Source organism: Erythrobacter sp. S249, from assembly GCF_057364975.1.
Map to the genome: position 1 here is coordinate 649,246 of NZ_CP200287.1, position 24,863 is coordinate 674,108.

A 24,863-nucleotide genomic window follows, 5' to 3' on the forward strand; every position below is an offset into this window, starting at 1 on the left:
CTGAAAACGGTAAACGAATAATAACCGTGCCCCTGCGGAAGAGCAGCCGATCGGGCCGCCCTCCCCCTCAAAGTCACCAGCATCTAGCCAAACAGGCCGAACGCCAAAATGATGGTCAGCACAATCGGGCACACGAAGCGCACGAGAAGGCGCCAGGTTTGGTGGAGCAGCCCGTCCAGCCCGTTCTCATCATCGATCAGCCGCGCATCCGCGATCCAGCCAACAAAGATGCAGGTCAGGATTGCGCCAATCGGCATGAACAATTTCGCAGTGACACCGTCCAGCGCATCAAAGAAATTCGCCTCAGCAAAGATCGGAATGAACGCCAGCGGCCGGAAATCAGCCATTTCATTGAACGACAATGCCGAGAGGATACCCAGCACCGCTGCGCCCACACCGACAATGGCGGTCGCAACCGGACGCGGCAGCTTGAATTTCTCAAGCGTGTAAGCAGTCGGCGCCTCCAGCAGCGACACCGAGCTGGTGAGCGCCGCAAAGAAGATCATGATGAAGAACAATAGGCCGATCAGCGAACCAAATGGCATCTGCTGAAACGCGACCGGCAGTGATGCAAACATCAGTCCCGGCCCAGCGCTGGCGGAAAGGCCAGCGGCGAACACGATTGGAAAGATTGCCAGACCAGCAAGCAAAGCAACCGCCGTATCCGCGCTGGCGATAATGCCTGAGGTCTTGCCAAGGTTCGTCTCGCGGCTCGCATAGGCGCCGTAAGTCATCATCCCGGCTACACCGAGTGACAATGAGAAGAACGCTTGGCCAACCGCCGCTAGCATCACTTCTCCGGTCAATTTGGAGAAATCAAAGGTGAAAAGATAGCTCACCGCTTGGCTAAACTCACCGGTGAACGCGCCGTAGATCGTGATCGCCAGGAACAGTACAAAAAACAGCGGCATCAGATACACTGCCACCCACTCAATCCCGCTGGAAATACCGCGCGCCACGAAAAACAGGGTCAGCGCCAGAAAGCCGAGGTTGAGCCCAACCATCAGGCCGCCATTGCCGAACAATCCGGGCAGCAGCCCTTCGATATCGCTCGCAGCGCGCCCTTCAAAAGCGCCTCCGGTTAAGCCGGTTTGCACCAGATCGCTCGCAAAGACGCCAATATAATACAGCACCCATCCGCCAACGACGCAGTAGAAACTGAGGATCAGGAAGGCGGCAAACACGCCCATCGAGCCAAGAATGCCCCAGCCCTTCGATGCGCCGGAATCCGCCGCAACACGGCGTACGCTTTCCGGCGCGGACGCCTGACCATGACGGCCAACCAGCACTTCAGACAGGAGCACCGGTAAACCGATGAGAAGCACACAGAAAATGTAGAACAGAACAAAGGCCCCGCCGCCATTCTCGCCCGCCTCAGCAGGGAAGCGCCACATGTTTCCGAGGCCAACAGCCGACCCCACTGCGGCCAGAATAAAGGCTGTGCGCGAGGACCAACCCTCACGCGCGCTCGAACCGGAAGAAGTAACCATTTATGTATTACCCTCTTGCGCGCCGATCCGGCGCAAATTGCCTTGCGCAAGTCATGCAAGAAAATTGCGGCGGCGTAAACGCCTCTTACAAACGCTCCACGGCGGGCTTTGCCAAGCTTGCATTGCGCGGCTAGAGACTAGCGCCATGTCGACTACATTTCAGCTTGATACGAGCACGAGCCGCGCCACTCCCATGCCTAAGCCGAGGAAACGCCTCACTGTGCCGCGCATTCGCGACCACAAGAAGGACGGCACAACCAAAGAACCGCTGGTGATGCTCACCGCGTACACCGCTCGTCAGGCGCAATTGCTGGATGCGCATTGCGATCTACTGCTGGTCGGAGATTCGCTGGGCCAAGTGATCTACGGGCTCGATTCCACTCTGCCAGTAACGCCAGAAATGATGATCGCGCACGGCGCAGCGGTCGTGCGCGGCAGCTATCACAGCGTTGTCGTGGTCGATATGCCGTTTGGCTCTTACGAGGGATCAAAAGAGCAAGCCTTTGACACAGCCAGCCGGATCATGGCCGAAACAGGATGCGCCGCTGTAAAGCTTGAAGGCGGCGAAGCGATGGCGGAGACGGTCGCCTTCCTCTCCAACCGCGGGATTCCGGTGATGGGCCATGTCGGCCTGACCCCGCAGGCCGTGAATGTGCTGGGCGGATATGCTGCGCGCGGGCGCAGTCAGCACGAGCATGAGAAGATCATCGCTGATGGCAAGGCGCTGGAGGAGGCTGGCGCCTTCTCCATCGTGGTTGAGGGTGTGATTGAGCCGATCGCCATTTCGCTCACCCAGTCGCTAGAAATACCAGTGATCGGCATCGGAGCCTCGGCGCAATGCGATGGCCAAGTGCTGGTCACCGAGGACATGCTTGGCATGTTTGAACGCGTGCCACGCTTCGTGAAGCGTTATGAAAACATTGCGGAAGTGATCGACAAGACGGTTGCAACCTATGCCGAGGAAGTGCGCGCGCGCAGTTTCCCAACCGCTGAGCAAACGTACCAGCCGAAGAGCTAGGTCGCGCTTTCCTGACGGCTCGCGAGCATGCTGGCCAAGGGTGCCGCCCACACCAGTTGCAGCAAATGATAGAGCAATAGCGGCGCGATTACGAAGCCAGCGGCATTGGGCGGGAATAGGATCGCGGCGAGCGGCGCGCCTATGGCGACGCTCTTTTGCGCTCCGGCAAATAGGAACGCGATCCGGTCTGCCCGCGGGTAGCGGAATAACCCGCCGGTGAGCCATGCCCCGCCCATGCCGACGATCAAGAACCCGATGACCAAGCCAAGTAATGCGGCCCATTCAGCAAAGCCGAACATGGTCGCCAGTCCTTGCTCAACCGCGCCCGAAAAGGCGACATAAACCGCAACACCGATCACCATCCGGTCGAGCCAGGCGACATGGGCCTTGCGCTCTTTTAGCCAGCCGATTGTCCAGCCCTGCAGCGCCTGACCAATCATAAATGGCAGGATCAGGATCAGGCCGATGCGGACAATCGTCTCGCTGCCAATGTCCGCTGCGCTGCCGCCTCCCAATGCCGCGAACAATGGCGCGGTGAGGAAGACGCCGGCAATATTGATCAGCGCCGCGCCGACCACCGATAAAGCGACATTGCCGCCTGCAAGGCTAGTATAAGAAGTCGCCGATTGGATGGTGGATGGCAAAGTGCCGAGATAAAGGAAACCCAGCGCGACCAGTGGCGGTAAGGCCAATTGCGCGAGCAGTGAAAAGCCAAGGCCCGAAAGCGCCATCGCCCCAAACACCCAGAGGAACAGCGGGCCGAAGAAGCGCCAATTGGCCAGTCCCCGCGCGATTTCGCCGCGCGCTATCCGCATGCCATTGACCAGGAACAGCACGAAAATACCCGCGTTCGACACCGTCTGAGCGGTCTCGCGCAGCTCTCCAGCCGCCGGAAGCATCAAGGCGAGAACCGTCGCCAAGATCAGCACGGCAATCATCGGATCAGCCAACAGGGATAGTCGCGATTTCATCGCGCGCGCTCTGCCCGGCCCTTTGGCCTTTGTCGAGAGGAGTGCGCTCTTACTTTGCCGGCGGCGCAAAGGCGCCCGGACGCAGGCTCTCCGCGGCATTCGCAAAGCCCCGCTTCTCGCTGTCACGCTCCAGCCCACGTGCAGCCGCTGCCCTTAGGACGAGCAAATGCGGGTCATTGCCCGCCCCCAGATCAATCGCATAGTCGAGCAGCACCGCCACTCTCAGCCAGTCCTCTGCCGCTGCGCTGCGCTCTGCCAGCATCAGCACCGCCTCCGCATTGTTTGGCTCGCCAGCAAGATGACGCACCAGCAACGTGTCAGCAGCAATATCATCACCGGTCATTCGGTAAGCTGCAATGATCCGCTGGGTCAGCGGCCATGGCCGCCGGATTTGCGCGGCTACTTGGTAGAGCGCCAGCGCTTGCTCTGGATCATTCACCGCAAGGCCAACGTCGCCAATCAGCGAATGCACATCAGCTGATCCTGGAAACTGACGGCGCAGCGAATTGGCAAGCCGTGCGGCCCCCGCCAAGTCATTCTGAGCAATCATATCGCGCAGCTGGCGAGTCGGCGCGGGCAAGACCGCTCTGCCACCGGCCGTGCTGCCGAGCACCACGAGGCCCCGAACGCGCCCTTCCGCCGCCCGCTCCAGCAGAGGCGCTGCCGCTTCTCGGTCAGCCAGTCGCTCATATGCGCGTCCAACGATACTGAGCAGGTAAGGCGATGCATCCAGCGAGGCCGTGCGCGGGGCAAAGCGCTCAACCAATTCAGCCTCACGCTCACCGCGTAGCAGCGCCAGAGCGGTTAGCTCTAACAGGCGGACATTGCCCGGTTGGCGCTCTGCCAAGGCGCTCAGCTTCAAGGCCGCGCTGTCATAAGCATTTTCATTGAGATCAATCAGGCCATCGAGCAGCAGAGCCGCCGGGACATTGCGGCTCATCATCCCGCTACGTTCAAGCAAGGAGCGCGCGAGGATCGGTTTGTCAGCGCGCGCCGCCAGCAGGGCCTGAAGATAGTGCACTTTGGGATGCTTGGGATCCACTTTGGCAAGCTTGCGAACAGCCGCCAGCATATCGCGATTACGGCCCAGATCGCCCAAGGTCGCAGCCAGATCAGCAAGAATTTCTGCGTCTTCAGGAGCCGCCTCATGCGCGGCCTCAAACCATGGCAATGCGTCCGATAGGCCATGGGCATCGCGCACCATTTGCGCGCGCAAATGCAGCGCCAGGGACGATTGCGGGCCCAGTTCTAATGCTCGCTCTGCAGCCTCTAACGCGGGCAAATGCTCTCCCCCGCGAAACCGCAGACGGGCAATCGCAACCCATAGAGCAGGATTCTCCGCGTCGATTGCGAACGCCTGATCCAGCAATCCGCCCGCTTGGGACAGATCACCGTCACGCATGGCTGCGCGCGCATCTTTGATCAAAGCGACAAATTCATCGCTGCCTTCAATCGCGGCTTCAGCGGGCGCGCTGGCCTCTTCGCTGGTTAGCGAGCAGCCACCCAGCGCCAGTGCGCACCCGGCCATCAGCCAGCCCAGCGCAAGGTTTCTAAGGCCAGATTTAGGCCTGCAGATCATATTGCTTGAGCAGGTCGTACAAAGTCGGCCGGCTGATCCCCAGCAGTTTGGCCGTGCTTGAGATATTGCCCTCGCTCCGCGCCAAAGCATGGCGGATAACCCGGCGGTCCGATTGCTCACGCGCCGCCTTGAGGTTCAGCACTTCGGCATCTTCCTCTTCGCCGCTGTCAAAATCGAGGTCTTCTGCGTTTACCAGCTTGCCATCGGCCATGATGACCGCGCGCTTCACGCGGTTTTCCAGCTCGCGGACATTGCCAGGCCAATCATGCGCATCAATCGATGCCAGCGCATCAGGGCCAAAGCCTGTGACCGCTGGGTTCATCTCGGTAGAGAAGCGCTTAAGGAAAGCCTTGGCCAGCAAGATCGCGTCCCCGTGCCGCTCGGCCAGGTTCGGGATGCGCACGACGATCTCTGCCAGACGATAGAACAAATCCTCGCGGAAAGTGCCCGCACCGATCATGTTCTCAAGATCTTGGTGGGTGGCGCAGACGATCCGAGTGTTCACCTCGATCTGTTTGCGTCCGCCAATCCGCTCAATCGTGCGCTCTTGCAAGAACCGCAGCAATTTGACCTGCAAGGGCAGTGGGATATCGCCAACCTCGTCGAGGAACAGCGTGCCGCCATCCGCGCTTTCGATCTTACCCTCGGTGGTTTTGACCGCGCCCGTAAACGCTCCCTTTTCGTGGCCGAACAGCTCGCTTTCGAGCAGGTTCTCTGGGATCGCCGCGCAATTGATGGCCACAAACGGACCGTTCGCGCGGTCGCTCGCATCATGTAGCCCTTGCGCGAGCAGTTCCTTGCCGGTTCCGCTCGCGCCCAGCAGCATGACAGAGACGCTGGTGCTCGCCACCCGTTCAATCGTGCGCGCCACTTTCACCATTTCTGGCGCGCCTGTGATCAATCGGCCAAGGACCGTCTTTTCCTCGCCAGCGCTCGCAACCAGTCGGCGGTTTTCCTGCTCGATCAAATGCAAATTGTAGGCGCGGCGAACAATCAGGCCGAGCGCTTCGATATCAACTGGCTTCTGATAAAAGTCATAAGCGCCGCGTTCGATTGCCTGCAGCGCGCTTTCCCGCGCGCCGTGACCGCTAGCCACAATCACTTTGGTATCGGGCTTAAGCTCCATAATCGCATCAAGCACGGCAAATCCTTCGCTCGTACCATCGGGATCAGGCGGCAAGCCGAGGTCGAGCGTCACAACGGCGGGCATTTCGCTGCGCAGCGCCGTGATGGCGGCCTCACGATTGCCAGCAATCACGACCTCAAAATCGTCGTAAGCCCATTTGAGCTGAGCCTGCAGGCCCTCGTCATCCTCGACGATCAATAGGGTGGGTTTCTTGTCGGCCATTATGCGACCTCGCCTGATTTGGGTTGTTCTTCTTTCGCAAGAATTTCAGCCGCCTCGCGCAGCGGCAATATGATGCTGAACCGTGTGCCCAGCCCTTCGCGCGATTCCACGTTCACACGTCCGCCCATCGCTTTCACGATCTCGCGCGCTTCGAATGCGCCAATGCCAAAACCGCCATCCTTTGAAGAAACGAAGGGTTTGAACAGACCATTGCGGATGAAACCGGGCGACATGCCAGATCCGGTGTCGATGATATCGAACTGACCATTGAGGCCATCGCTCGACACGTCGAGATAGATCGGGGTTTCGGGATCGCTTGCATCAATCGCGTTTTGGATCAGATGCATGATCGCCTGCTCCAGGCCTTCGTTATCGGCCAACACGACCGCCGAATCAGCTCGCGTCAATTGCAGCGGATGCGTCACCTCAAAGCGTTTTGCCAGACCCTTTGCCATGGCAGCAAGATCGACTGACCGGCGCTCCTGAGATTGCCCAGAGCCGTAGCGGCCCAGACGGGCGAGCAGATTGGTGAGCTTATCGGAAGAATTGCGCAGAGTGACAAGCATATCAGCCCGAAACTCTGGGTTGTCCGCATGCTTTTCTGCATTGCGGGCGAGCAAGGACAATTGGCTCGCCAGGTTTTTGATATCGTGCATCACAAAGGCGATCCGGCGATTGAACTCGTCAAACCGGCTCGCCTCCATCAGCGCCTGTTGGCCCGACTGCTCAGCCAGATAACTGGCAAGCTGCTGTCCCACGACTTTGAGCAGATCGTAATCTTCCCAATCGAGACGCCGCTCGATCCGCGGGCGCGCCAGCACAATCGTGCCAACCAACCGGTCAAAGTGGACCAGCGGGACAAGCGCCCAAACATCTTCGGCATCGGTGAGCCATTCGGGCACAAGAGCAACTTCGCCAAAATGGTCATTGCCAGCGCGCACATCATCGAGATCAAGGATGTGATTGTGCTGCTCCAGCAGGCTTGAAAGCTCATAGTCTGCCGCGATGGCGGGCACTGCGATGGTCGGCCAGTTGGAGCGCTCCACCAGCTCCAATTGCGCCTCTTCATTGGGCGCCAGCAGCAGGCCAGCGGGACTGTCAGTGATATCGGCAATCGCCCTAATCGCCCGCTCTTGGAAGCTCGGCATACCCGATGCGCCTGGGGTTACAGAGGCACTGCCAACTGTCTGAGTAAAGCGCAGCCATTCCTCACGGTAATCATAGCGATGCTGAAACAGGTGCTTCGTTGCCATTACCCTCAGCCAGGCGCGCGCGCGCTCAGAAGGCAGCCAAAGAACCGCAGCCATGCCTGCCAGAGCAAGGAAAATCACTTGCGTCGCGCGGCCCAAATCGCCTCCCAGCATAGCGAGCGACTTGGTCACAAAGATCATCAAGACGAGATAGGAACCAATGACCAAAAGCGACAAAGTCTGGAATGTTACCGCGCGCGAAGGGCGGAATTCTAGGTCTGCGCTGCGAGCATTGGCTCCAAGCGCAAGAACGCCAATCATCGCGCCGGATAGTACCCCGCGCAAAGCAAGCAGCAGGCCAGGCTCTTCGCCGCTGAGATAAGCGATTGTGTAAAGATTGAGATCATAGCTCCACAAGCAAGCGAGAGCGACGCCGCTCCAGCGCAAGACACGGCGCGCCGCCATGGATGCGCCCACATAGAGGTTGTGCAGCAGCACCAGAGCGCCGATCGCAACCAGCATGTTGAGCGCAGAGCTGACTTCGAACGCCATGTTCAGAAGCTCTGGCTCAGAGGCCACTCGTGCCTCAATCAGCAGCAACACGGGCTGCAACAATTGGACCAACGCCAACGTAATGATCACGGGCCGGGTGGGCTTAAGGCTCTCGTCGCGCCCATCATTGGCAAACAGACGGAAGATCAGGAATATCCACGCGCAATTGCGCGCTGTCTCGGCCAGCCGAACAAGCGGCTCCATTGGCCCCTGCGCAGCAGCCAACGCACACCAGATCCCGGTTAATGCGATGGCGCTGAGCGCAGCCGCCCGGTCAGAGCGCGAACGATCTCCATTGCGCGCTGCCCAAAGGGCCGCCACCGCGCAGCACACCGCCCCGGCAATATAGCCAGCGAAGCTGATCATTGTGAGAAGCTCGCTCTCAGCCATCAGCGAGCGCCCTCTGGCCAGAGCACCACGCGCACGGTTTGCAGCAGGATCACCAAATCAAGAAACGGCGTGTAGTTCTTCGCATAATAGAGGTCATATTCGAGTTTCTTGCGGCTGTCTTCGGTCGATGCGCCGTAAGGGTAATTGATTTGTGCCCAGCCGGTGATGCCAGGTTTGACCATATGCCGCTCGCCGTAAAACGGGATTTCTTCCTGCAGATCGTCGACGAATTTCGGCACTTCAGGACGCGGCCCGACAAAGCTCATATTGCCTTTCAGAACGCTCCAGGTCTGCGGCAGCTCATCAATGCGAACCTTGCGGATGAAGCGCCCAAGACGAGTGATGCGAGGGTCGTTTTCTTCTGCCCATTTCGCGCCGTCTTTTTCCGCATCTGTGCGCATTGAACGCAGCTTGATGAGGTAGAATGGCTCACCATAAAGGCCCACACGCTTCTGCTTAAAGAAGGCTGGTCCTTTGCTGTCGAGCTTTACCAGCAGAGCGAAGATTGCAATGATTGGGAAAGTCAGCAGTAGCAGAACTAAACTGGCAACAATGTCAAATATCCGCTTGAATGCGCTAGAAATAACGCGACCAGACGAAAATCCATCAGAGAAGATCAGCCAGCTGGGATTGACCGTATCGAGATCAACTCGGCCCGTCTCACGTTCGAGGAAGCTGGAGAAATCATTGACGTGCACGCCCTTGGTTTTGATCCGCAAGAGGTCTGGCAGTGGCAGCGCGTTGCGCCGTTCCTGCAAGGCCAGCACCACTTCACTCACACCGAGGTTTTCGACAAACCGGCCAAGGTCATGGATCGCCTCACGAGCAATCGCCTCTTCGACGACGCGCTCTGGCTCGTTCATCGCAATGTAGGAGACGATCGCAAAGCCGGTTTCCGGCTTGTCGCCAAGCTCGCGCAATCGCTGCGCCCTGTCCCCTGCGCCAAGCACCATTACTCGGCGGCGAAAGGCTGAGGAGCCTAGGAAACTGTTGAGGAACATCCGGTCCACCACCAGAAGGCCGATGGCGAAACACATGGTGTAAAACAGGGTAGAGCGCCAGAACGTGTCGGCGGCCAGTACAAAGTCGATCACCGCCAGAGCAATGATCCCAAGACTGATCGCGACGAGTAGCCTTGCGCCTGCAAACCGCAGGCTTCTCAGCGCATAAGGCCCGTAAACGCCGACGGAGATCATTGCGACCCACACCACGGCAGCTGAGCCAGTTAGTGGCAACCAACGCTCCGCGACGGGGCCCGGATCCATCCCGATCTGCGAAGCGCGCAGCTGCCATGCAAGTTCACTGGCCAGCACCAAAAGCGCAAAGTCCAGCAGGCCGAGCAGTAGCACAGCATGAGGGATATAGTGCTTAAACAAGCGGATCATCAGGTTCAAAGCTCGCAGTAATTGCAATTGCGAGTGTGGCTTTACGCGCGAGACCTTAAGTGTCGGTAAATTTTACAGGGCTTCCTCAAAGCCGCGTGATGCGCCGATCTACACGGTTAATGACTTGTGAAAAACGCACTACGTAGTTGCACCTAGTTGTGAGCGGTTCAGCCGCGTGCCTGAGCCGCCAAACGCGTGGTTTGCGGTGTCAAACAATCCGGCCTGCCGCAGCGTGAGCAATTCACGCCCAATGGCACCGCGTCCTCCTGTGCCAATGACACACCGCGTGCCTCAGCCAATTCGCCCGCAAACCTCGCCTCTATTGCCAACACAATCGCTTGGCGCGCGGAGCAAGTGACACCGTCGCCATCGACAGTGCGCGCGATAGTGAACCAGTGCTTGGGTGCCGCCTCACCTTCGCTGAACAGCACCGGTTGGGTAAGCAACGTGCCCGGGCGCTCAAACGCCGAATACGGCGCCCAGGCGGGCCAGCGCGCGCCGTCCAATGGGAACATCGCCCCGCTCGCCCCAGCGCTAAACCCGGCAAGCTCGCCGGAACGATCCAGCCGCGCGGAGAAGAACGGCAGGCCGCGCTCGCCCACACGCTGCAAGGTCGTTAGCCGCTGGGCAACTTGCGCAAAATTGACCGCAAAGCGCCGCTGCAAAACCGTCAGATCATAGCCGGTTTGCTCGCACGCCCTGAGAAACCGGCCATAAGGCATCAACAAAGCGCCCGCGACATAGTCACTGACCGCGCTGCGCATGGCATCGCGCGCCTCGCGGCTGGTCAGCCCTGCCCCTTCGACCACTGCATCGATTGCCTCGCGCTGCTCCAGCACGCCGACTTGCCGCGCAATTTGAAACCGCCGCGCCGCGCCGGGCAGCATTTCAGACAATTGCAGCTGGCGCGCGTGCAGATCGAGCCGCGCCACTTGGCCGGGGATCACCTCAGCGGGCAGAATGCGCACCGACAGACGATGCCGCTCTCGCAAGCGCTCATTTAAGGCCACGCTGATTTCGGCGCGCGACAGCCTGAGCTGATCGGCAAGATCCTCGGCTGCGTGATCCAGGTCGGAGAAATGGTTCTGCCAGCGTTCCACCGCCTCGCGGGCCTGACGCTGAGGATCATCGCCGCGCGCCGCCACTACGCCGCCAGCATCAAACAGGCGCGCAAAGGCCGCAGCGGCCTGAGGAGCGGCGGCGAGGAATTCCTGCACCTCCTCCCGGTCAATCCCAAGATCGCTGAAACGCTCATCGGATAGTCGACGCGCGAGGCCATCTAGACCGCCAATCGCCTCATCCTCCCGCAGGCTGCGCGGATCGAAGTCGAACCGCTCAATCACCTGCACCAGCACACGCGCAGACAGCGGGCGCTGGTTGCGTTCAATAAGGTTGAGATAGCTAGGCGAGATACCGAGCGAGGTCGCCATAGCGGCTTGAGTGAGGCCTTCGCGCTTGCGCAAACGGCGCAAGGCAGGACCGGCGAGCAGGGAGTTATCAGCCATAGCAGTCTTGTAAATTACTTTACATCTTCACACAAGAAATACCGCTTTCGAGCCGATACAGACACGATTGTCTGTAAGGTTTACTGGAGAATCGCGGCACTGTCGGGCAAATAGAATGGCGTAACCCTCCCCATCACGAAGCCGAAAGAACAGACATGACTTATCAAGCAACCACCGCGAAAATGCAGCAAACCATCAACGCCAACGGTCCAAGCTGGGACGCCATTGATGCAGAGGCGACCGCCCGCATGGCGATCCAAAACCGCTTCCCCACCGGACTTGATATCGCAAAATACACCGCGAAGATCATGCGCGCCGATATGGACGCCTATGACGCAGATCCTGCGAAGTACACTCAGTCACTCGGTTGCTGGCACGGGTTCATCGCGCAGCAGAAGATGATTTCGATCAAGAAGCACTTCGGCAGCACGAAACAGCGCTACCTCTACCTCTCAGGTTGGATGGTTGCAGCCTTGCGCAGCGAGTTTGGCCCCCTTCCCGACCAATCGATGCACGAGAAGACCAGCGTTCCGGCGCTGATCGAAGAGCTCTACACCTTCCTCAAGCAAGCTGATGCCCGCGAGTTGGGCGGCATGTTCCGCGCCCTTGATGCAGCACGCGAGGCTGGCGATGAAGTGGAAGCCAAGCGCCTTGAACATGCAATCGACAATTACGAAACGCATGTCGTTCCGATCATCGCAGACATTGATGCGGGCTTTGGCAATGCTGAGGCGACCTATCTGCTGGCCAAGAAGATGATCGAAGCGGGCGCCTGCGCTCTACAAATCGAGAACCAAGTCTCTGACGAAAAGCAGTGCGGCCACCAAGACGGCAAGGTTACCGTTCCGCACGAGGACTTCGCTCAGAAGATCCGCGCTTGTCGCCACGCCTTCCTCGAAATGGGCGTTGAAGACGGTATCATCGTCGCTCGCACAGACAGCCTTGGCGCTGGCCTGACCAAACAGATCGCCTACACCAAGGAAGAGGGCGACCTCGGAGATCAGTACAACTCTTTCCTCGACTGCGAAGAGGTTGATCCTGCAAACATCCAGAATGGCGACGTTTTCTTGAGCCGCGGCGGTAAGCTGCTGCGTCCAAAGCGCCTGCCTTCGAACCTCTTCCAGTTCCGCGCAGGAACCGGCGAAGACCGGTGCGTTCTCGACGGGATCACCTCGCTTCAGGCTGGTGCTGATCTGCTCTGGATCGAGACCGAGAAGCCCCATGTTGAGCAAATTGCTGGCATGGTTGACCGGATCCGTGAAGTCGTCCCGAACGCAAAGCTGGTCTACAACAACTCACCTTCGTTCAACTGGACTTTGAACTTCCGCCAGCAAGTGTTTGATGCCTGGTCAGAAGCCGGCAAGGACGTGTCTGCCTATGACCGCGAAAAGCTGATGAGCGTTGACTATGACGCGACTGAGCTTGCCGCTGAAGCCGATGAGAAGATCCGCACCTTCCAGTCTGACGCTGCGAAACGCGCTGGTATCTTCCACCACCTCATCACTTTGCCGACCTATCACACCGCGGCGCTGTCGACTGACAACCTCGCTCGTGAGTACTTCGGTGAGCAAGCCATGCTCGGTTACGTCAAGAACGTTCAGCGCGAAGAGATCCGTCAAGGCATCGCTTGCGTGAAGCACCAGAACATGGCCGGCTCTGACATTGGCGATGATCACAAGGAATACTTCGCCGGTGAAGCTGCCCTGAAAGCGGGCGGCAAAGACAACACTATGAACCAGTTCGCGGCTGCTTGAGCAGCAGCCTGTGGGGACGCGTTCGCCGCACCCTGATTGAGCGGCGAGCACCTGGCGGGGCGGATTTGTCCGCCCCGCCGGGAACCAACCACAGGCCTAGAGAGCTTTAGTCTCATCAGCCTAGGAGAGTGACAATGACCGATACTACCAGCCCAGAACCAGCCCGCGCCCGCGCGCTGCTCTCAACTGCCGACATGAAGCTGCTGCGCCGTGCGCTGGAAAGCCATGCTCGCAGCACCGAAGATCGCGACGAGCTCGCCAAGATCAACGCATTGCACCACCGTCTCGGGACTTACGCACCAGCGCCTGAGTAGGAAAGCAGCTTAGCGTACCCAGTTTACCAGTCTCCTGGGGAGGAGAATACGGCCGTCAAAGCAGCAATGCTTTGGCGGCCGTAACATGTGGGCTTGGGCTCAGGCGCCGGTAGTCGCACTTGCGGCCTTGCAGGCCGATGCGTTCTCCAGCGCGCCAATCACCCACCCTTACGAGGCAGCAGGTCGAGCGTTGCCGCTGTCATTGCCTCAGTCGCGGTGGAGATCACGGCTTCTGCATCAGGGGCCCAGAACGGCGAATGCAGCGATGGCAGATCTAGCTCGCCTGCTTCTGATTTCGCCCATTGGTCCTGCGGCACGCCGCCAACCCAGAAGATCAGCGATTCGATGTTCTCCGGATCAGCTAGGTAGAACTGGCCGAAATCCTCGCCGCCCATCACGGGCGGGGTCTCGAACACACGCTCGCCAAAGCGCGCTGACAGGCCCGCCATCACCTGCTCGGTGAACTCCGGCGTGTTGTAGGTCGAGGGCAGATACGGGTCCTGAACGCTCACCACCGGCATCCGGTCCTCCGGCATGCCCGCCGCCATTGCCTCGGCCTTAGCGATCCGCTCGATCCCCTCCAGCAGAGCCGCCCGCGATTCCGCGCCGTACGAGCGCACCGTCAATTGCAGCTTCGCCTCATCGGGGATGATGTTGTGCTTTGCACCAGCAAGGAAGCTACCGACTGTCACAACGGCGGGATCAAGCGGGTTCTTCTCGCGGCTGACAAGGGTCTGCAAACGCATCACAATGCTGCTCGCGACCACGATCGGGTCCTTTGTGGTGTGCGGATAGGCGCCGTGCCCGCCCACACCCTTCACCGTGATGTCGACGCTGTCCACATTCGCCAACGCATAGCCCTTCGCATAGCCGATGGTCCCGGCTGGCGCGCCTGCGGCATCGTGGAAGCCCAGCACATAGTCAGGCTTTGGAAAGCGGGTGAACAGGCCATCTTCCAGCATGGCCAGCGCGCCCAGCCCCAGCTCCTCGGCCGGTTGCAGGATCATCACCAAAGTGCCCTGCCATTCGTCCTTACGCTCCGCCAGCAGCTGCGCCGCGCCGATCCAGGCGGCCATGTGTGTGTCGTGGCCGCAGGCATGCATCAGGCCGCTCTCGATCCCAGAGGCCGGCACGCCTTTCGCCTTGGAGGCATAGGGCAGTCCGGTTTGCTCCGTCACCGGCAGGCCGTCCATATCCGCGCGCAGCATGACCGTTGGCCCCGCGCCATTGCGCATAACCGCGACAACGCCGGTCTGGCCAACGCCCTCTGTCACCTCAAAGCCGAGGTCGCGCGCGCGGGCGGCCAGCTTCTTGGCGGTCTCGAACTCCTGAAACGACAGCTCTGGATTGGCGTGCAGGTCCTTGTAGAGCTCCATCAGGCCCGGCATGTCCTCGCCCACCGCATCGCGCAGCTCGTCCGCTTGCGCCGGTACAGCCAGCGCCACCGCGCCCAGCACCAGCCCCAAGGCCGCTGCGCTTTTCCGAATTACCCGAACCATCGTCTCACTCCCATTGTGATTGCCCTAGTGTCACCGCCCAGCTCCGTTCGCCGCGTGTGAAGCACGCTTGGAACAGCTGGAACACAGTCTAAGGCCAAAAATCCATCCGATTGAACCATGCCTGTTTGATCGAAAAAAGCGATCAATCGCGGGGCAAAGTGGCTCATCAAAATCATACAAAGCGGTGTCGCATATTTTCACCGCAGTAGGAAATCGCCAATCGGCCGACCCTACAGACCATAGGTGATCGCGAGCAGCACCGACAAAGTCGCCACCATCAACACCACCAGCGGTACGCCAGTGCGGACATAATCGGCGAAGTCGTAATTCCCCTCCGCCATGATCAGCATATTGGTCTGATAGGCAATCGGGGTCGCGTAACACAGGTTGCACCCGAACAGCACGGCCAGCACCAGCGGCTCTGGCGGCAGGCCAAGCTGGGCCGCAATGCTAAAGGCAATCGGCGTGCCCACCGTGGCGGCGGTTGCGTTGGAGGCAAAGTTCGTCAACACCGTGACGAACGCCATGATCGCGGCCAACACCAAGGCGGGCGGCAACAGCACCAGCCCCAATGACAGAGCCTCGCCCAGCCACGCCGCTGCCCCGCTTTCATCGATAATTCGGCCTATCGCGATACTGGCCGCGACCAGCACGATCACTTGACCAGACAGCGCCCGGCCCACCCGGTCAAACTTCACGCAGCCGGTGACGAACATCAAAATGGCGCCCGCGAGCGCAGAAATCGCAATCGGGAAAATCCCAATCGCGGCGGTGAACACCGAAAAGCCCATGATCGCAGCGGCCAGCATCGCCTTGGAGCGACGCGGCACTTCGCGTGCGCCGTCCAGCATCAGCAGGCTGTCGGCGCGCGAAAACGCCTCCAGATCTTCCTGAATGCCCATCACGAGCAGCACGTCGCCCTCTGTAATGCGCAGGTCGCCGCCTTCAGAATATTGATCCGGCCCGCCCAAAACGCGCGCTGGCCGGTGAATACCCAGCACCGCGACGCCATACAGATCGGCAATGCCGGAGGACGGCAATGTTCGCGTAATCAGACGGGAATCCGCCGTCACCGTCATTTCAAAGACAAGAATATCGCTGCCCAGCGCGGCTGAGCTGCGCTTAATCCGGTCGAGCACCCAGTTTGGCGCAAGCTCTCCCTTCAGCTCGCGAACCGCATCCTCCAGCGCCTCATGCGTGCCAGAGATATGGATGCGCTGCTGGGGCTGTATCGGCCCCTTTTGCTCGCCGTGAAAGACGATACCATCGGGCAGTTTCGGCAGGATATCAGCGACATCTTGGCCGATCAGATCGCTATCACCAGCGATCCTAAGGCGCGTGTGGAACCGCCGCACATTTTGATCCGCTGCGACCTTATTGTCTTTCAGCAGGCGCGGCATGACCAGCCACATATAAGGCAGCGCAACCAACGCCGCACCGAGCACAATTGGCGTAAAATCAAACACGCCCATCTCGCGCATGCCCAAGTCAACCGCGATGGAGACCACCAGAATATTGGTCGATGTGCCAATCGTGGTCGCCAGCCCGCCGATGAGCGATGCCGAATTGAGCGGCATCAGCGTCTTTGACGTGGGCAAAGCCCCGCGCGCAGCGAGCGCAGCGAAAATCGGGATCATCAACACCAGCACCGGAGTGTTGTTGACGAACATCGACAGGAACAAAACAATCAGCAGCGAAACCAGCAGGCCAAGCTGAAGGTTGAACTTGAACACCCGTTCCAACACGCGGGCCGCAGGCTCCAGCGCTCCTGTTACGACAAGGCCCCTGCCCATCACCATCAACGCGCAAATCGTGATCAGCGCGTAATGTCCAAACCCGCCAAATGCGATGGCCAGGCCATCGATCTCGCGCGTGCCGGGCAATGGGAAGAAATACAGGCCAACCGCGATCACCGCGATGGTCAGCAGCGATACGATCTCAATCGACATGCGCCCGCGGACAAAGCCGACGAACATAAGGACCGTGAGGACCATGGCAGCCATGGCGTGATATGTTGGAAGCGACAGCATGTTCGTTGCGCGTGAATTCCCAAAGGTCGCGCAGAATATCAAGCGAAATCGGATAAAGCGGGACAGTCTGGCTCTTTAGGTCCGCGCAGGAGAATGTCGCTTGCGGTCAGCCGGTGATCCAGCAATGGGTGAAGCCAACGGGTTTCTGGGAGGGACAAATCAATGCAAGCGCTGGTGTTCAACGGACCGCGAGACATTCGCTATGAAAGCTATGCCGACCCGGAATTGCGCAGCGACAACAGCGTTATTCTAAAAGTCGAAAGCTGCTCAATCTGCGGCAGCGACCTGCACATGTATCACGGCGCGCACATCGGAAACACCGAATATGGCTCTGATATCCCTAAGTTTTGTGTTGGCCACGAATTCATCGGCGAGGTCGTTGAGGCGGGCGACGACGTTCATGGCTTTAAGGTCGGTGACAAGGTTCTGGCTGCGGGCGGAACAGGCTGCGGCAGTTGCTCTGCCTGCCGCACAGGCAATGCCGCATCCTGCCGTAAAGCGACCGCCTTTGGCCTCAGCACAGAGCTGCAAGGCGGGCAGGCCGAATATGTGAATGTGCCCAATGCCGATGCAACCCTGTTCTCCACCGATGGGCTGACGACGGAACAAGCGCTGCTGCTGACCGATGGCATGGCGACCGCTTACTTCGGCCTAATGCGGGCCGATCCGAAGCCCGGCGGCAGTGTGGCCGTGGTTGGTCTTGGCCCGATTGGCCTGATAGGCGTGGAGCTAGCATTTCTGCTTGGCGCGAGCCAAGTGATCGCGGTTGATCCCGTGCCCGCGCGCCGCGCGATGGCGGAAAAATTGGGCGCCACCGCGTTCGCTCCGGGACCAGATCTGCATGCGCAAGTGATGGAGGCCACCGGCGGCCACGGCGCTCAGTCAGTGTTCGAGGCAAGCGGCGCGAAGGGAGCGATCAATGCGGTGCTGCCGCTGACCGCGCGCAATGGAAACGCCAGTTTTGTTGGCATTCCAGAACCCGACGATGTGCTGCCTTTGCCGCTGATTATGTTCAAGAATATCACCGTACGCGGCGGAATTTGCGACGTGCAGAATATGTGGCCGCATCTCGTACCACTGGTGCAATCCGGGCGGATGAAGGCGGACGGATTGTTCAGCCACCAATTCAACCTGAGCGAAGGGGCGGAGGCCTATAAACTGTTCGACAGCCGCGATGACGGCGTGCTGAAGCTCAGGATTGATGTGGGGTAATTTGGTCCCGCGCAAGTAGCCCGTAAAGACACACATCACGCAGGCCGATATGCGTCGTCTCATGCTCGCGCAGATGCGCCTCGCGGGCGAAACCAAGGCTCTCGAGCAGCCGGATCGACGGTTCGTTATCGACATCCACCTCAGCGATCAGCTTGCGCGCGCCCTCATGTAGCAAGTGCTTCACAAGCGCTTCCGTGCATTCGCGCGCGATGCCCTCGCCCTGGCGGTGCATTACCGTGACATAGCCGACTTCCTGAACGCCATCCTCATGCGCGGGCATGGCGACAAACCGGCCCAGAACCGCGCCTTCGCTGTCTTCGGCGATCCATGTGCGACCATTCCAGTCAGGGTCGACCAGCCAGCCCCACAGCTCCGCCTCTGAAGTGAAGTGTGCGCGGGACATATACAGGTTTTGCTGCTCATCCGCGAAGGTCGGGTACAGCGCGGCGCAATCCGCCTCGCGCAACGGCCGCATGGTGAAGCGGGTTGTGGTGAGGGTTGGAATGTCGGTCATTACTTTTTGCGGCTCAAGCGCCGGCGTTCGCATCCGCTCACTTGGCTATCCTCCGCGCAAAGCGCTCCGGGCGGGCGGTCGCCCTTGCGGGCCTGCGGCCCGATTACTAGCTCTTCTCCGCGAGGCAGTGTCACGTCGTAAGATGCGCGACCAACGCCTTCACCTTTTTCTGGCGCCATTGCGGCAGCGGCGCGAGCAGCCAATAAGCGCGCTGGCTTTCGCTCGGTTCCTCCAGCGCCTCCAGCCGCCCATCGCCCAGCGCCTCCGCCACCAGAGGCAGCGGCAAAATTGTCCGGCCCATGCCCGCCAGCGCAGAACTGAGCGCTTGGCCGGGATTGCCCGCCTTAATGCACGCCTTTGTTCCCTCTGGCAGAGACGCACCCGGCCAATCGATCCAGGCATCGCGGCAATTGGGCGCGGCCACCGTCACCCGCTGAGCCGGGGCCAATTGCGCGCCCTCCAGATCGCCGGGTCCATCAACCAGACGGATCGCCAGATCGAGGTTCGCCTCGGTAAAATCGGCATTCTCATCGGAAACGAGGATATATTGCACCCCGTCTGTTCCAGCCTGAAATTCCGCCAAGCGCGGGGCGAGCCACTGCGCATAGAACTCGCGCGGGACCGCAATTGTATAGCGATCAGAGGCTTGCCCCGCCTGCATCGCCTGAACGCTTTGTTCGAACTGCAAAAAGCCTTCTCTGAGCGGATCGAGCCCCGCCTCGCCTTCCGGCGTCAGCTCCAGACCCTTGCTGGTCCGGCGGAACAGCACCACGCCGAGGTGATCCTCCAGCGCGCGGATCTGCTGGCCTACTGCGGCCGGCGTCACCGCCAGTTCGTCTGCCGCCCGTGTAAAGGAGAGATGCCGCGCCGCTGCATCATAAACGCGCAGCGCATTCAAAGGGAGATGGGTCCGTTTCACGCAGCCGATCTAGCCAGCCGCTAGCAGCTGCGCAAGCTTACGCCGCGTCGCACTTAATGCTTAGGAACGATCCGCTGTTTCAGGCGCAGCCAGCGGGAAGAACGGAATGCGCACTTCGATCGGCGATCCATCACCGCGTAGGAAGGTGTAGAACCCCTCCATCGAGCCATGCGGCGTCGTCAGCGGGCAGCCAGAGACATAATCGTGGCTTTCGCCCGGTGCGAGCTTGGGCTGTTCGCCAACCACACCCTCACCATCGACATGGTTCACCATGCCGCGCGCATCGGTGATCCGCCAGTGACGGGTGCGCAGTTGCAGGGGCTCGTGAGAGCCGTTTTCGATCCGGATATGATAGACCCAGAACCACTTGCCCGCCTCCGGCTGCGATTGCTCGGGTAGAAAATTGACAGCGACCCGGACGGTTACCCCGTCGGTCACAGCAGCGTGTTGAAACAGCTCTTTCATAGGTCTCTCAAGGTAACGATTCTCAGGCCCTTCACAAGAGCACCAACGCGCTTAATCCCCCCTGTATCCCAGATTCATCGCGAATTGCCGCAATTTAGGGACAGTGCGTAAGGCCGTAATGAGAATTCCGTCCCCGAAAAAACCTAACCCGCCGGGTCTGCCGGATTGTGCTCCGCGAGGAAATTTTCCAACGCATCGTACCATGCCTTTTCGTTCTCGGGCTTTGAGAAACCGTGCCCTTCATCCTCGATCACGAGCGTTGTTGGCGGCATTTCAGCATCGCGCGCCTCTTTTTCAAACATGCGATATTGTCTGAACGGAACCACGGAATCCTCTGTACCATGAGCCAACAGCAAAGGCCGCTTCAGGCCTTCAGCCAGCCGATAGGGAGACACGCTGTCGAGGCTTTCCACCCCTTCCCCGCGCACCCGCTCACGCCAGCGTTTGAAGCTCTGACGGCCGAAGAACTGGCGATCGTATTTGATGATCTTGTCCCAGTCGGTGACCCCGGCCCAACTCGCCGCGCAGCGATAGCGCTCTGGATTGCGCAGCACTGCCCAAATCGCGGCATAGCCACCGTAAGAGCCGCCGACGACACAGACGCGCGCCGGATCGGCAATGCCCTGCTCCACAGCCCAGTCCATCGCATCATCCAGGTCATCTTGCATGCCCCGGCCAATCTGGCCCGCGCCCAGCTCAAAGAACGCATCGCCGTATCCGCCCGAGCCGCGAAAGTTCGGTTGCAGCACCGCATATCCGCGATTGGCGAGCAATTGTACCTCGTCATTGAAGGCAAGCTTATCACGGACACCGTATGGCCCGCCGTGAGGCAGCAGAATGAGCGGAAGGTTCTTCGCCTCGCGCCCCTTTGGCAGGGTCAAATACCCCTTAATGCTCACCCCATCGCGAGCTTTATATTCAATCGGCTTGGGCGCGGCGAGTAGGCGGAAATCGAGATTGGGGCGATACTCCGCGATCTGGTCGAGCCGTTTGGCACCAGGATCAAAAAGATAGAGCACGCCAGGGTCGGACTCGCTGCCCGCCCACACCAACATGCGCGAATGATCCTTTGAACGCGATGTGACCCAGATTTCCAAATCACCGAGCGCTTTTCGCAGACCAGCATATTGCTTGGCCGTCTTTTCATCGAACCAATGCACTTCATCACGGTCGGCGGTATAGAAGGCGGCGAATGGCTTTCCATCGCGCAGGGTGACGGTGTCGATATCCCAGTTTGGGTGCTCATAGAGCGTTTCAACGTCTTCGCGCTTTGCAAAATCGAACAGCCGCAAGCCAACTCGTCCATTCTCGCCTTCAGAAAGCACATATCCCTGATCAGACCCGCTGACGATTTGCAGCGCATCCCAATAGCCATCCTCATCATCTTCGCGCTTGATCCGGGCGATTTCCTTTAGCTTCGATTGCGCATCAGGCCGGTAAAACACACGCAGGCGCTTGCGCAGCCAGCCAGTCCCCATCCGCACGGTACCATCATTGTCGGCGACCCAGTTCCAGACGCCGTCCCGCGGTTTCTGAACTACCCGGATTTTGCCTTCTGCATCCAGATCATGACGCATCACTGACGGATAGTCATAGATAGACCGCTGCATCGCGACGAGAATATGCGACCCGTCTTTTGCAACGTGGATCACATCGTCCCCGCGCACCGCCTCATACTTCTTGAACAACAGCTCCGTATTGCCCTCGTTCGGGTTCGCATAGATGAGCCGAGTGTAGCGCACTTCGTCGCCAAAGAAGTTTCCGACGGTCGAGATTGAGATGAGCATTTTGTCATCTGTCACCCATCGATACCATTCAATGTCATAGTCTTTTGGCATCGCGAAAACACGGTGCAATTGCTTGTCATCAATGCGCAAGATTGCGAATTGGACCTCACCTTCCTTTGACCGGCGCAGGAACGACATTTTAGACCCGTCAGGCGACAGTTTCGCATTCCAAAACAGCGAACGCCCAGCAAAGTTTTCAGTCGGGATTACAGGCGGAACAGCCGATGCCTTTTTCGCCTCTGGCGGAGCAAGCTTGGGTGTTTTGGCTTCTGGTGCAGCGGCGCTTTCCCCTGCGCTCGGCGCGTTCGCCGCTTCATCCTGCGCAAGCGCAGGCGTACCCATCAGCCCCAATGCCGCGAGTATCCCCAAACTTCTGATCATGTTTCGCCCCTAATGCGCGCAGCCCCCGCTGCGTGCGCACAAGTCTATAAAACGAAAGTCAAAAGACAAGCGCAAATAGACGAAGTATTTATCCCTTTGCCAATTCTTCTTCGACCTGGTCCAGGCGCTCTTTGCCGAAGAACATTTCATAGGTGGAGGGATCGGCGCCTGTTTTGCCGACGAACATAGTCGGAATGCCAAACGCGCCGCGCTCAACCACGGATGATGTGTTTTGGACCAGCCCTTCTTTCACTTCGTCGCTTTGGCTGCGCGTGAATAGATCCGCCGCGTCGAAGCCCGCTGCGCTGAGCGCCGCGCCCAAGGCATCTTGGTCGGTAAAATCGATGTTTTCTTCCCAAATCGCCTTCAGCATGGCCTCGACAAATTGGACCCCGCGCCCGTCCTGATCGGCGGCATAGAGCATCCGCTGCAATGTGATCGAATTAAACGGAAATTGCGGATGCATACGGTAATGGCTGAGGCCGTGCTTGGCGATGAAACGCTGCATTTCCAGCATCGCATATTCATTCTTACCCTTCACATCGGCATCGCGCATAAATGGCGGAGCGTTGCCGGTAAGCTTATGCATTCCTCCGAGAAAAACCGGGATCACATCAATCTCTGCCCCGGTCCGGCGCAGCACCTCGCGCAGCGGCCACCACACCAGATAGGCATTCGGGCTGACGAAATCGAAAGTGAGCTCAACGCGGTTTGCCATGTGGTATTTTCTCCCGTTCTTGTTGGGCAGAATGGGTTGCACACGGTCGTTGGCAGAGCAAGAGTGAGCGGCAAGAGTATTTGTTTTTGCGCACGCACATCCGCGAGTGCGATATCCTCGCTCACGCGATCGTAGATCGCATCGCTGCGGGCGGGCGCAAGGCCCTTGCGACGCCTGCGGCGTCGAACCAGTCCCACAATACTGGCTTAGGCTCGGTCGCGTCAGCGACCGCAAGGCCGACTGGCCGCCCGCAGGGGCCCGTAGCGAAGCGGAGGAATAGCCCCGAGGACGAAGGCGCGGATGCGCCTTCGCTAAAATCAATGCGGCGCTAGCCCCGTTTCCAGACCAGTGCGGTCTTCCAGCGCGAACTTATCGAACAGGTCGGCGCTCGCCGCGTTCAAGCCGACAATCCGCGTGTGGCGGCCGTTGCGGCGCATCCGGTCGACCGCCTTTTCCAGCGCGCCAATGGCCGAAATATCCCAGAAATGCGCTTTCGACACATCGATCACGACATAATGCGCGGCGTCATCATACTGGCTTTCCGGGCCGAGCGCATTTTGGAACTTGTCGACGCTGGCGAAGAATATCTCGCCGGTTACGACGTAAACCGCGCTGTGCTCTCGGCGAACACGCTCGACAGAGAACAGGTTGCGGACCTTGTTCGCGAAGAAAATGCCCGAGAGCAGCACGCCGACCAGCACGCCGAGCGCCAGATCATGCGTCCAAACCACGACCACGACGGTCGCGATCATCACGGCTGAACTGGTCGGCGGATGGCGGCGCAGATTGGGGATCGAGTTCCAGCTGAACGTACCGATTGACACCATGATCATCACCGCGACCAGCGCGGGCATCGGCACCTGTCCAACATAGCTTCCCAGCACGGTGAGCAGAAACAGCAGAAACGCGCCCGCTGTAAAGGTCGACAAACGACCGCGGCCGCCGGATGCGACATTGATCACCGACTGGCCGATCATGGCGCAGCCGCCCATCCCGCCGAAACATGCGGCCACGATGTTGGCGATGCCTTGGCCGCCGCTCTCGCGCTGTTTGTTGCTGTCTGTGTGCGTCATGTCATCGACGATTTGCGCCGTCAGCAGGCTTTCCAGCAAGCCAACCGCCGCCATCGTAGCCGAATAGGGCGCGATAATCCTGAGCGTTTCCCATGTCAGCGGCACATCAGGCAGGGCAAACACCGGCAGGCCATCGGGCAGCTCGCCCTCGCCGGCGACATTGTTGACTGGCAGATTGTAATAGATCGCCACCGCCGTCAGCAGGACGATTGCGACCAGCGGACTGGGCACGACCTTGGAGATGCGCGGGAAGCCATAAATGATCGCGAGGCCAGCGGCGACCATCGCATAGGTCTCCCACCCCACGCCGGTAAGCTGAGGAATTTGCGCAAGAAAAATGAGGATCGCGAGCGCGTTCACAAAGCCGGTGATGACCGAACGACTGACGAATTGCATCAACAGATCGAGCCTTAGGACGGCCGCAATCCCCTGGAAAATGCCCATGAGAATGGTGGCTGCGAACAGATACTCAACCCCGTGATCTTTAACCAGCGGGATCACCACAACCGCCACCGCAGCGGTCGCTGCCGAGATCATGCCCGGACGCCCGCCGGTGAGCGCAATCACCATGGCAATCGCAACCGAGGCATACAGGCCAACGCTCGGGTCAACGCCCGCGATCAGGGCGAAACCAATCGCCTCTGGGATCAGCGCAAGGGCGACAACGATGCCGGCAAGGATGTCTGCGCGCGGCTGAGCCAGCCAATCGCGCCGGAAATTGCCCATGAACGTGGCATCCGCAGCCATAAAGAATTCCAAAGCTTGAGTG

Annotated in this window: 19 protein-coding genes; 4 read left to right on the forward strand and 15 right to left on the reverse strand. The window is 59.5% G+C overall.

The window, feature by feature from the left end; translation table 11 throughout:
- Positions 1 to 83 precede the first annotated feature (83 nt).
- Positions 84 to 1,490 carry a sodium-dependent transporter gene (locus AC0V6V_RS03165; protein WP_486164010.1) on the reverse strand — a complete coding sequence of 469 codons (1,407 nt, stop codon included), beginning with the start codon at positions 1,488 to 1,490 and terminating at the stop codon, positions 84 to 86.
- 145 nt (positions 1,491 to 1,635) lie between these two features.
- Between AC0V6V_RS03165 and panB the strand changes: the two genes are divergently transcribed.
- A complete protein-coding gene (panB, locus tag AC0V6V_RS03170; RefSeq protein ID WP_486164011.1) occupies positions 1,636 to 2,508 on the forward strand; it encodes a 3-methyl-2-oxobutanoate hydroxymethyltransferase in 873 nt (290 codons plus the stop codon).
- Here panB and AC0V6V_RS03175 read toward each other — a convergent pair.
- The 6 genes from AC0V6V_RS03175 to AC0V6V_RS03200 form a co-directional block, all read right to left on the reverse strand.
- The gene (locus AC0V6V_RS03175; RefSeq protein WP_486164012.1) at positions 2,505 to 3,479 is read right to left on the reverse strand and encodes a bile acid:sodium symporter family protein; all 975 of its coding nucleotides are present in this window, start codon (positions 3,477 to 3,479) and stop codon (positions 2,505 to 2,507) included. The two genes, panB and AC0V6V_RS03175, sit on opposite strands and share 4 nt — an antisense overlap.
- A 49-nt stretch (positions 3,480 to 3,528) precedes the next feature.
- Positions 3,529 to 5,058 carry a tetratricopeptide repeat protein gene (locus AC0V6V_RS03180; protein ID WP_486166197.1) on the reverse strand — a complete coding sequence of 510 codons (1,530 nt, stop codon included), beginning with the start codon at positions 5,056 to 5,058 and terminating at the stop codon, positions 3,529 to 3,531.
- The gene (prsR, locus tag AC0V6V_RS03185; protein WP_486164014.1) at positions 5,042 to 6,406 is read right to left on the reverse strand and encodes a PEP-CTERM-box response regulator transcription factor; all 1,365 of its coding nucleotides are present in this window, start codon (positions 6,404 to 6,406) and stop codon (positions 5,042 to 5,044) included. The genes AC0V6V_RS03180 and prsR overlap by 17 nt, the downstream gene beginning before the upstream one ends.
- A complete protein-coding gene (prsK, locus tag AC0V6V_RS03190) occupies positions 6,406 to 8,538 on the reverse strand; it encodes an XrtA/PEP-CTERM system histidine kinase PrsK (RefSeq protein WP_486164015.1) in 2,133 nt (710 codons plus the stop codon). Before prsK ends, prsR begins: the two co-directional genes overlap by 1 nt.
- Entirely contained in the window at positions 8,538 to 9,923 is a 1,386-nt protein-coding gene (locus AC0V6V_RS03195) for a TIGR03013 family XrtA/PEP-CTERM system glycosyltransferase (protein ID WP_486164016.1), read from the reverse strand. The genes prsK and AC0V6V_RS03195 overlap by 1 nt, the downstream gene beginning before the upstream one ends.
- Before the next feature lie 167 nt (positions 9,924 to 10,090).
- Positions 10,091 to 11,428, reverse strand: a complete 1,338-nt coding sequence (locus AC0V6V_RS03200) for a helix-turn-helix domain-containing protein (protein WP_486164017.1) — start codon at positions 11,426 to 11,428, stop codon at positions 10,091 to 10,093.
- Between the two features lie 155 nt (positions 11,429 to 11,583).
- On the opposite strand from AC0V6V_RS03200, the gene AC0V6V_RS03205 reads away from it, so the two are divergent.
- Together AC0V6V_RS03205 and AC0V6V_RS03210 are read left to right on the forward strand one after the other, a co-directional pair.
- On the forward strand, positions 11,584 to 13,182 hold the full coding sequence (locus AC0V6V_RS03205; RefSeq protein WP_486164018.1) for an isocitrate lyase: 1,599 nt from the start codon (positions 11,584 to 11,586) through the stop codon (positions 13,180 to 13,182).
- Between the two features lie 134 nt (positions 13,183 to 13,316).
- Entirely contained in the window at positions 13,317 to 13,496 is a 180-nt protein-coding gene (locus tag AC0V6V_RS03210) for a hypothetical protein (RefSeq protein ID WP_472645551.1), read from the forward strand.
- 158 nt (positions 13,497 to 13,654) lie between these two features.
- On the opposite strand, the gene AC0V6V_RS03215 is transcribed toward AC0V6V_RS03210, so the two are convergent.
- A complete protein-coding gene (locus AC0V6V_RS03215) occupies positions 13,655 to 14,995 on the reverse strand; it encodes an amidohydrolase (RefSeq protein WP_486164019.1) in 1,341 nt (446 codons plus the stop codon).
- Between the two features lie 230 nt (positions 14,996 to 15,225).
- Positions 15,226 to 17,025 carry an SLC13 family permease gene (locus AC0V6V_RS03220; RefSeq protein WP_486164020.1) on the reverse strand — a complete coding sequence of 600 codons (1,800 nt, stop codon included), beginning with the start codon at positions 17,023 to 17,025 and terminating at the stop codon, positions 15,226 to 15,228.
- A gap of 162 nt (positions 17,026 to 17,187) precedes the next feature.
- Here AC0V6V_RS03220 and AC0V6V_RS03225 point away from each other — a divergent pair, with 162 nt between their 5' ends.
- Complete coding sequence (locus AC0V6V_RS03225) at positions 17,188 to 18,237, forward strand: alcohol dehydrogenase catalytic domain-containing protein (protein WP_486164021.1); 1,050 nt, start codon at positions 17,188 to 17,190, stop codon at positions 18,235 to 18,237.
- Here AC0V6V_RS03225 and AC0V6V_RS03230 read toward each other — a convergent pair.
- The 6 genes from AC0V6V_RS03230 to AC0V6V_RS03255 form a co-directional block, all read right to left on the reverse strand.
- On the reverse strand, positions 18,218 to 18,751 hold the full coding sequence (locus AC0V6V_RS03230) for a GNAT family N-acetyltransferase (RefSeq protein ID WP_486164022.1): 534 nt from the start codon (positions 18,749 to 18,751) through the stop codon (positions 18,218 to 18,220). The two genes, AC0V6V_RS03225 and AC0V6V_RS03230, sit on opposite strands and share 20 nt — an antisense overlap.
- Before the next feature lie 130 nt (positions 18,752 to 18,881).
- Complete coding sequence (locus tag AC0V6V_RS03235; RefSeq protein ID WP_486164023.1) at positions 18,882 to 19,670, reverse strand: LysR family transcriptional regulator; 789 nt, start codon at positions 19,668 to 19,670, stop codon at positions 18,882 to 18,884.
- 60 nt (positions 19,671 to 19,730) lie between these two features.
- Positions 19,731 to 20,135, reverse strand: coding sequence for a Co2+/Mg2+ efflux protein ApaG (apaG, locus tag AC0V6V_RS03240; RefSeq protein WP_486138802.1), 405 nt, complete (start codon positions 20,133 to 20,135; stop codon positions 19,731 to 19,733).
- Between the two features lie 143 nt (positions 20,136 to 20,278).
- Complete coding sequence (locus tag AC0V6V_RS03245) at positions 20,279 to 22,303, reverse strand: alpha/beta hydrolase family protein (RefSeq protein WP_486164024.1); 2,025 nt, start codon at positions 22,301 to 22,303, stop codon at positions 20,279 to 20,281.
- An 88-nt stretch (positions 22,304 to 22,391) separates the two neighbouring features.
- Positions 22,392 to 23,021, reverse strand: a complete 630-nt coding sequence (locus AC0V6V_RS03250) for a DsbA family protein (protein ID WP_486164025.1) — start codon at positions 23,019 to 23,021, stop codon at positions 22,392 to 22,394.
- A 317-nt stretch (positions 23,022 to 23,338) separates the two neighbouring features.
- Positions 23,339 to 24,841 (reverse strand): SulP family inorganic anion transporter, encoded by a 1,503-nt coding sequence (locus AC0V6V_RS03255; protein ID WP_486164026.1) that lies wholly within the window; start codon positions 24,839 to 24,841, stop codon positions 23,339 to 23,341.
- Between the last annotated feature and the right edge of the window lie 22 nt (positions 24,842 to 24,863).

Excerpts from the sequence above, each read along its gene's own strand:
- AC0V6V_RS03165 (WP_486164010.1), bottom strand. The coding sequence starts at position 1,490 with ATGGTTACTTCTTCCGGTTCGAGCGCGCGTGAGGGTTGGTCCTCGCGC.
- panB (WP_486164011.1), top strand. The coding sequence starts at position 1,636 with ATGTCGACTACATTTCAGCTTGATACGAGCACGAGCCGCGCCACTCCC.
- AC0V6V_RS03175 (WP_486164012.1), bottom strand. The coding sequence starts at position 3,479 with ATGAAATCGCGACTATCCCTGTTGGCTGATCCGATGATTGCCGTGCTG.
- AC0V6V_RS03180 (WP_486166197.1), bottom strand. The coding sequence starts at position 5,058 with ATGATCTGCAGGCCTAAATCTGGCCTTAGAAACCTTGCGCTGGGCTGG.
- prsR (WP_486164014.1), bottom strand. The coding sequence starts at position 6,406 with ATGGCCGACAAGAAACCCACCCTATTGATCGTCGAGGATGACGAGGGC.
- prsK (WP_486164015.1), bottom strand. The coding sequence starts at position 8,538 with ATGGCTGAGAGCGAGCTTCTCACAATGATCAGCTTCGCTGGCTATATT.
- AC0V6V_RS03195 (WP_486164016.1), bottom strand. The coding sequence starts at position 9,923 with ATGATCCGCTTGTTTAAGCACTATATCCCTCATGCTGTGCTACTGCTC.
- AC0V6V_RS03200 (WP_486164017.1), bottom strand. The coding sequence starts at position 11,428 with ATGGCTGATAACTCCCTGCTCGCCGGTCCTGCCTTGCGCCGTTTGCGC.
- AC0V6V_RS03205 (WP_486164018.1), top strand. The coding sequence starts at position 11,584 with ATGACTTATCAAGCAACCACCGCGAAAATGCAGCAAACCATCAACGCC.
- AC0V6V_RS03210 (WP_472645551.1), top strand. The coding sequence starts at position 13,317 with ATGACCGATACTACCAGCCCAGAACCAGCCCGCGCCCGCGCGCTGCTC.
- AC0V6V_RS03215 (WP_486164019.1), bottom strand. The coding sequence starts at position 14,995 with ATGGTTCGGGTAATTCGGAAAAGCGCAGCGGCCTTGGGGCTGGTGCTG.
- AC0V6V_RS03220 (WP_486164020.1), bottom strand. The coding sequence starts at position 17,025 with ATGCTGTCGCTTCCAACATATCACGCCATGGCTGCCATGGTCCTCACG.
- AC0V6V_RS03225 (WP_486164021.1), top strand. The coding sequence starts at position 17,188 with ATGCAAGCGCTGGTGTTCAACGGACCGCGAGACATTCGCTATGAAAGC.
- AC0V6V_RS03230 (WP_486164022.1), bottom strand. The coding sequence starts at position 18,751 with ATGACCGACATTCCAACCCTCACCACAACCCGCTTCACCATGCGGCCG.
- apaG (WP_486138802.1), bottom strand. The coding sequence starts at position 20,135 with ATGAAAGAGCTGTTTCAACACGCTGCTGTGACCGACGGGGTAACCGTC.
- AC0V6V_RS03245 (WP_486164024.1), bottom strand. The coding sequence starts at position 22,303 with ATGATCAGAAGTTTGGGGATACTCGCGGCATTGGGGCTGATGGGTACG.
- AC0V6V_RS03250 (WP_486164025.1), bottom strand. The coding sequence starts at position 23,021 with ATGGCAAACCGCGTTGAGCTCACTTTCGATTTCGTCAGCCCGAATGCC.
- AC0V6V_RS03255 (WP_486164026.1), bottom strand. The coding sequence starts at position 24,841 with ATGGCTGCGGATGCCACGTTCATGGGCAATTTCCGGCGCGATTGGCTG.